Origin of the sequence: Nostoc sp. CHAB 5715, assembly GCF_020829685.1 — a bacterium.
In the GTDB taxonomy this organism is placed as follows: Bacteria; Cyanobacteriota; Cyanobacteriia; order Cyanobacteriales; family Nostocaceae; genus Nostoc.
Genome location: NZ_JAIVFR010000487.1, coordinates 1 through 5,563 on the forward strand (window position 1 = coordinate 1; position 5,563 = coordinate 5,563).

Annotated in this window: 8 protein-coding genes and 2 pseudogenes; 8 read left to right on the forward strand and 2 right to left on the reverse strand. The window is 41.7% G+C overall.

From position 1 onward, the window contains the following. The 8 genes and pseudogenes from LC574_RS23940 to LC574_RS23975 form a co-directional block, all read left to right on the forward strand. Positions 1-279: pseudogene (locus LC574_RS23940) on the forward strand (oxidoreductase); the annotation flags it as partial. Between the two features lie 34 nt (positions 280-313). Then, positions 314-1,096 (forward strand): class I SAM-dependent methyltransferase, encoded by a 783-nt coding sequence (locus LC574_RS23945; protein ID WP_229456057.1) that lies wholly within the window; start codon positions 314-316, stop codon positions 1,094-1,096. A gap of 138 nt (positions 1,097-1,234) precedes the next feature. Further along, a complete protein-coding gene (locus tag LC574_RS23950; protein WP_229456058.1) occupies positions 1,235-1,933 on the forward strand; it encodes a glutathione binding-like protein in 699 nt (232 codons plus the stop codon). A gap of 12 nt (positions 1,934-1,945) precedes the next feature. Beyond that, the gene (locus tag LC574_RS23955) at positions 1,946-2,143 is read left to right on the forward strand and encodes a hypothetical protein (protein WP_229456059.1); all 198 of its coding nucleotides are present in this window, start codon (positions 1,946-1,948) and stop codon (positions 2,141-2,143) included. A 183-nt stretch (positions 2,144-2,326) separates the two neighbouring features. Beyond that, entirely contained in the window at positions 2,327-2,821 is a 495-nt protein-coding gene (locus tag LC574_RS23960) for a hypothetical protein (RefSeq protein WP_229456060.1), read from the forward strand. 145 nt (positions 2,822-2,966) lie between these two features. Then, positions 2,967-3,656, forward strand: a complete 690-nt coding sequence (locus LC574_RS23965) for a hypothetical protein (protein WP_229456061.1) — start codon at positions 2,967-2,969, stop codon at positions 3,654-3,656. 192 nt (positions 3,657-3,848) lie between these two features. Further along, positions 3,849-4,082 carry a hypothetical protein gene (locus LC574_RS23970; RefSeq protein ID WP_229456062.1) on the forward strand — a complete coding sequence of 78 codons (234 nt, stop codon included), beginning with the start codon at positions 3,849-3,851 and terminating at the stop codon, positions 4,080-4,082. 9 nt (positions 4,083-4,091) lie between these two features. Continuing rightward, the gene (locus tag LC574_RS23975; RefSeq protein ID WP_229456063.1) at positions 4,092-4,940 is read left to right on the forward strand and encodes a lysophospholipid acyltransferase family protein; all 849 of its coding nucleotides are present in this window, start codon (positions 4,092-4,094) and stop codon (positions 4,938-4,940) included. A 92-nt stretch (positions 4,941-5,032) separates the two neighbouring features. On the opposite strand, the gene LC574_RS23980 is transcribed toward LC574_RS23975, so the two are convergent. After that, a complete protein-coding gene (locus LC574_RS23980) occupies positions 5,033-5,293 on the reverse strand; it encodes a MoaD/ThiS family protein (protein ID WP_229456064.1) in 261 nt (86 codons plus the stop codon). A 120-nt stretch (positions 5,294-5,413) separates the two neighbouring features. Then, positions 5,414-5,563, reverse strand: a pseudogene (locus LC574_RS38540) (Uma2 family endonuclease); the annotation flags it as partial.

Here is a 5,563-nt window from a genome sequence, read left to right on the forward strand (position 1 = left end):
AAGGGTTATTCTCAATCTGCTCCCTTTGCAATGGGTAAATTTGCACTGCGCGGTTTGGCTCAAAGTATTGCTAGAGAACTGGCACCAAAGAATATCCATGTGGCGCATTTCGTGATTGATGGTGCAATCCGCTCAGCAGTGCGCCAAGATCCAGCAGATAATCCAGATAGTACCCTTGACCCAGATGCGATCGCTCAAACTTATCTCAGTATTTTACGTCAACCCCGAAGTGCTTGGACATGGGAAGTAGAACTACGCCCGTGGGTAGAGAACTTTTAGGGAAGACAATTGTTACAAGAATAGTTTTGCAGGTATGAATATTGATTTTGGTGCAACTGCTACTGATTATGCAAAACACCGCGCTGGCTTTCCCAGTTCATTATTTAATAAACTGTCTGAATATGGTATAGGTTTACCAGGGCAAAATATTGTTGACCTTGGTACAGGAACAGGAACACTAGCGCGGGGCTTTGCCGATAGAGGTGCTTATGTAATTGGCATAGATCCATCAGCATCACTTTTAGAACAAGCGAGACTGTTAAGCGAATCTGTCCAACTCAAAGTAGATTATCGAGTCGCAACTGCCGAGAATACCGAGTTACCAGACGCAAGTGCGGATGTGGTGACAGCTGGACAGTGTTGGCATTGGTTTGATCGTCCCCGTGCTGTCCAAGAAATTACTCGGATATTGAGAAGAAATGGCTCAATTGCGATCGCTCATTTTGATTGGATACCCTTAAAAGGTAATGTAGTTGAAGCCACAGAACAACTGATAAAAGCTCATAATCCAGTGTGGGAAATGGGCGGACGTAATGGATTGTATCCCTTGTGGTTACAAGACATTGGCGAAGGAGGATTCCGCGAAATCCGCACATTTTCTTATGATGTATTTGTACCTTATACCCACGAAGATTGGCGGGGTCGAATTCGTGCTAGTGCTGGTGTAGGAGCCAGCTTGATACCAGAAAAAGTAGAAGTATTTGACCGAGAATTGGCAACATTACTCGAAGCAAGATATCCTACACCAATTCTTCAAGTTCACCATCGGGTTTGGGCAGCGATCGCCAAATCACCACAATCTTACACTAATTCGTAATTTGTAATTCGTAATTCGTAATTAAGAGGTGTCTAGATAGAGCCTAAACTAGTTGATGGTCGCTTATATGAATAACAGAGATGTCTGTAACGCATTATTAACCTACTAAACAATCGCAGAATTTTAGGAAAAATAACCATGATTGAACTTTATTATTGGACAACTCCAAACGGTCATAAAATTACGATTTTCTTAGAAGAAGTCGGCTTACAATATACCATAATTCCTGTGAATATTGGGGCTGGGGAGCAATTTAAACCCGAATTTTTAAAGATTTCTCCTAACAATCGCATACCGGCGATCGTTGACCACGAACCAGCAGATGGAGGTGCGCCGATTTCGGTATTTGAGTCTGGTGCAATCTTGCTATATTTGGCAGAAAAAACCGGGCAATTAATCCCCCAAGATTTACGTAATCGCACTAAAGTTTTAGAATGGTTGTTCTGGCAAATGGCAGGGCTGGGGCCAATGGCGGGACAAAATCATCACTTTAGCGCCTATGCTCCCGAAAAAATTGAATATGCCATTAACCGTTATGTAAATGAGACAGGACGCTTATATGCAGTGCTGAATAAGCAACTAGCAGATAGAGAATTTGTGGCTGGCGATTATTCTATCGCCGATATTGCTGCCTATCCCTGGATTGTGGGCTATGAGCGCCAAAGTCAGAATCTAGAGGATTTTCCTCACATCAAGCGGTGGTTTGAGACAATTAAAGCCCGTCCAGCAACAATTCGCGCCTACGAGAAAGCAGAAGCATTGAAAACTCAAGCGCTTGATCCAGATAAGTCACGAGATTTGTTATTTAACCAGTCGGCGAAGACAATTCAACCTTGAGGCGTTGCTGAATTGAAGTATGAATCTGGATGTAGAGACGTAGCAGTGCTACATCTCTACAGGGATTTTGGTATTATGCAAAATCATTTTCATACATGGAATCAGCAACGCCGATTGTTTAAACAAGCTAGCAAAATAATGCAGACTTATCTGTGCGATCGCTATAGTCTTAGTTATGTAGCGATCGGGTTTATACTCAGTGGTTTTTGATTGGGTGGACTACCAAAAGCACGAGTTACTGCTGTTTCGCTGTTCGCCTTCAGCTTGTTTGTTGACGGGGGAATCGGTGCAGCACTATTTGGTAAGATGTTTGCATAAATAGCTAAAAATCACCAGATAATACTATTGAGCGTAGATCCAGAGAATTTATAAAACTTAAAAAGGAGAATCATCATGAATTCATTGAAGATGTTCATAAATCCAGCAAAGATTTTTGCATTTGCCGTGTCATTTATTATATTCTGTTTCACTACATCAGCGATACCTTCGGTAAGCTTCTCTACGAGACGCTCCGCGAACGCTAACGCAGCACCAAGCACCCTTGCTACCTTAATTATCACAGAAAAAGCTTCCATTACTGGAGGAACCTTTAGTATCGACACAACAACACCAAATCCTTTGCCAGCTACAACAGTTATTCGCTCTGCTAAACTTTTTTTACCGCCTGGTGAAACTGGAACAATTAATAAGATTAAAATTACTAGCCCAAATGGACTTAAATTTGGTTGTCAAGATATTAAGGTGAAGGACGGTGTTGATTTAATTAAAGCCTGTGGTGGGCCTGCTGTTTTAGAAGCCGGAGGACCGATTACTTATGTAGCTGAAGGAAGTGGTTTTGCACCAGAACTTAACACCAACATAACAGTTGTTTTATCGGATGATTTTTAGACACCAGTTGAAACTGTAATGATAGCCACAAGTTTCGTGAATAATAACTCGCTCTAGCTTTTATTCCAGGCACAAATTAGCTTTATCGGCTTAAGCAGTTAGCATTTGTGCTTGGAATACATTCTGCTATATTCATCCATTACTTATGTCAATAATTTATCCCGTAACACATTTCAGTCTTGCCTTAATCGAATGGGTTTTAGTAGGCTGGGCAATTCGTTTGTGGCAGCAATCAACCAGTTTAGCAATGATTGTCTTGCCTATAGTGGTAGTGAGCATTAGCTATGACAATCTGATTCTTTCAATAGGAAGTCTGATTGGTGAAGGAGAGCTTTTGAAAACTCTCTCTATGCTGCGCTTTCTATTACATTATTTAGTTGTACCGCTATTTATTGTGATTGGTGTTGAACTCGCTCACCGCGCCAAAGCTGGTTGGGCTAATAGATTAGTGCGGGTTTTATCTTGGGTAATTGCATTGGGACTTACAGCGATAGATGTTACCACCCACTATATAGGGCTGGAACTAGTTCCAATAGAGTTTGCGGGAATCCTGCGCTATCATGTTGCCAACTTGAATGGCCCGCCAATTATCACGATTGTAGTTAATCTGTTTGTCCTACTAATTGGCATCGGTATTTGGTTCAGGTTGAAATGGCCGTGGTTATTTGTAGGAACCTTGGTTTCCCTTATTGGTAATGCTATGCCCTCCTATGCAGTAGGTACCCTTGCTGGAAGCTACTCTGAATTGGTAATGGCAATAAGTTTGTTGTTATCTGAGGAGCGTACACAATTTTTTCTTACTCAAGGAGAGACAACTTTTCTATCTAGTGACTAAAAGACAGATCCGATAACCCGCTACTTGGGTTATTACTTGGGTAGAATAAGTACGTGCATACTCCAAAATGTAATTATGCCAATTAAATCTTTACATACCGTTGTAATGAGCTTTTGGTGCTAATTAGGCAAGAAAAACCCAAACTATGTAAAAATAAATAGTGAAAATGCATCTACCAAAGTAATTTAAAATATGGACGCTCCTTTAAGGAGATTCTTGGCTACTGGGCAAGACCGAAGTTTGTTAAACTTTAAAAGATTACACTTACTAAAGAAAGTTAAAGAGCGAGCAGAAGTAATTAAGTCAGAATTAGCTGCTGTTAGAGAAGAAACTGACTTAAAGTATTTAGACGAATCAGGTTTTGTGCATGGAGCAAACCAGGTCATACCTAACAAAGGATTGTTTGCTCTTTACCAATCCTATTAGAATGCATTGATGTCAAAAAAACAACATTTCATAAATAAAAAACCCGGTTGGTCTTTGGATGAGCGAGATCCAAAGTTCATAGAATTTCTGATGCCTCTGTTTGGCTTTTTCTATGACTACTATTTCCGAGTTCAAACTAGTGGCTGGGATAATATTCCACCTCAAGAAAAAGTCCTATTTGTCGGTTCGCATAATGGGGGACTCGCGGCTCCCGATATGACAATGATAATGTACGACTGGTTCCGACGATTTGGTGTAAAGCAACCCGTTTATGGTTTGATGCATCCCAAAGCTTGGCAGGTTAGCCCGCCACTAGCGCAACTGGTTGCTAAGGCTGGAGCAATCATGGCTCACCCGAAAATGGCTTACGCTGCCTTGCGCTCTGGAGCGAGTCTGTTAGTTTATCCAGGTGGAGCCGAAGATGTTTTCCGACCGCATTATTTACGTAACAAAATTTACCTTGCGGGGCGGCAAGGATTTATCAAGTTAGCATTGCGGGAAAATGTGCCGATTGTCCCTGTGATTTCCTGGGGCGCTCACGATACGCTGATTGTACTGGCTGACTGCTATAAAATTGTGCGGCAACTCCACGAATGGGGGATGCCTTGGCTGTTGGGGATTGATCCGGAAGTTTTTCCGATCTATCTCGGACTGCCTTGGGGATTAGCAATTGGCCCGTTACCCAACATTCCATTGCCTGTGTCCATGTACACGCGGGTTTGTTTGCCAATTGTATTTCAACGTTATGGCCCTGAAGCAGCCAGCGATCGCTACTATGTCGATGAATGTTATGAATTAGTTGTTAGTCAGATGCAGCAAGAGTTAGATAGCTTAGTGAACCTAGCTGCTAAGTCTTAAAGCTATTGAGTAGAATTGACGTGTCCAACTTCTAACCAGTTTGATTCCATTAGAAGTTTTGAATCTTTAACTCCTAATTCCTAACTTTTTTGCTAGCCGCCGCTGACTGGTGGAATCAGCACGACTTCATCCCCGTCTTGTAGTAGGGTATCTGGTTCGACAAATATTAGATTAATTCCAAAGCGGGTAACGTCACGCCATTGGGAAAGTTCGGGGTGTTCAGCTATGAGGCGATCGCATACTGCTTTGACTGGCATACTTTTAGGAAATTCCAGTACCAGTTCCGAAACTCTAAAGGCTTCTTGATAAGCAGCGAACAATTTGACGGTAACGGTGATTGCAGATTTAGACATATAACATGCTTTGGCAGTACCAGCAAGTAGTTTAATACTTGATAAGCACCCTGAACTCTTGGGCTTAATTATACATTACTAAGTACATGATTTCATAAGTTCATAGCGAAAAAATGTTTCTTAATCCAACATTTCTGGGTCAATTCCTAAAGCATTGAGTTCTTCAATAGAGAGAGTACGCAATTTCTCTACAATTTTCTCCCGCTTTTGTCGCTCAATCACAGCCCGCTCCTCACCCGTTAACAGTAAATTTGTATCGGCTCAATAATC

Bases quoted from the DNA above. Each gene is read 5' to 3' on its own strand.
- LC574_RS23945 (WP_229456057.1), top strand. From the start codon at position 314: ATGAATATTGATTTTGGTGCAACTGCTACTGATTATGCAAAACACCGC.
- LC574_RS23970 (WP_229456062.1), top strand. From the start codon at position 3,849: ATGGACGCTCCTTTAAGGAGATTCTTGGCTACTGGGCAAGACCGAAGT.
- LC574_RS23975 (WP_229456063.1), top strand. From the start codon at position 4,092: ATGTCAAAAAAACAACATTTCATAAATAAAAAACCCGGTTGGTCTTTG.
- LC574_RS23960 (WP_229456060.1), top strand. From the start codon at position 2,327: ATGAATTCATTGAAGATGTTCATAAATCCAGCAAAGATTTTTGCATTT.
- LC574_RS23950 (WP_229456058.1), top strand. From the start codon at position 1,235: ATGATTGAACTTTATTATTGGACAACTCCAAACGGTCATAAAATTACG.
- LC574_RS23965 (WP_229456061.1), top strand. From the start codon at position 2,967: ATGTCAATAATTTATCCCGTAACACATTTCAGTCTTGCCTTAATCGAA.
- LC574_RS23980 (WP_229456064.1), bottom strand. From the start codon at position 5,293: ATGTCTAAATCTGCAATCACCGTTACCGTCAAATTGTTCGCTGCTTAT.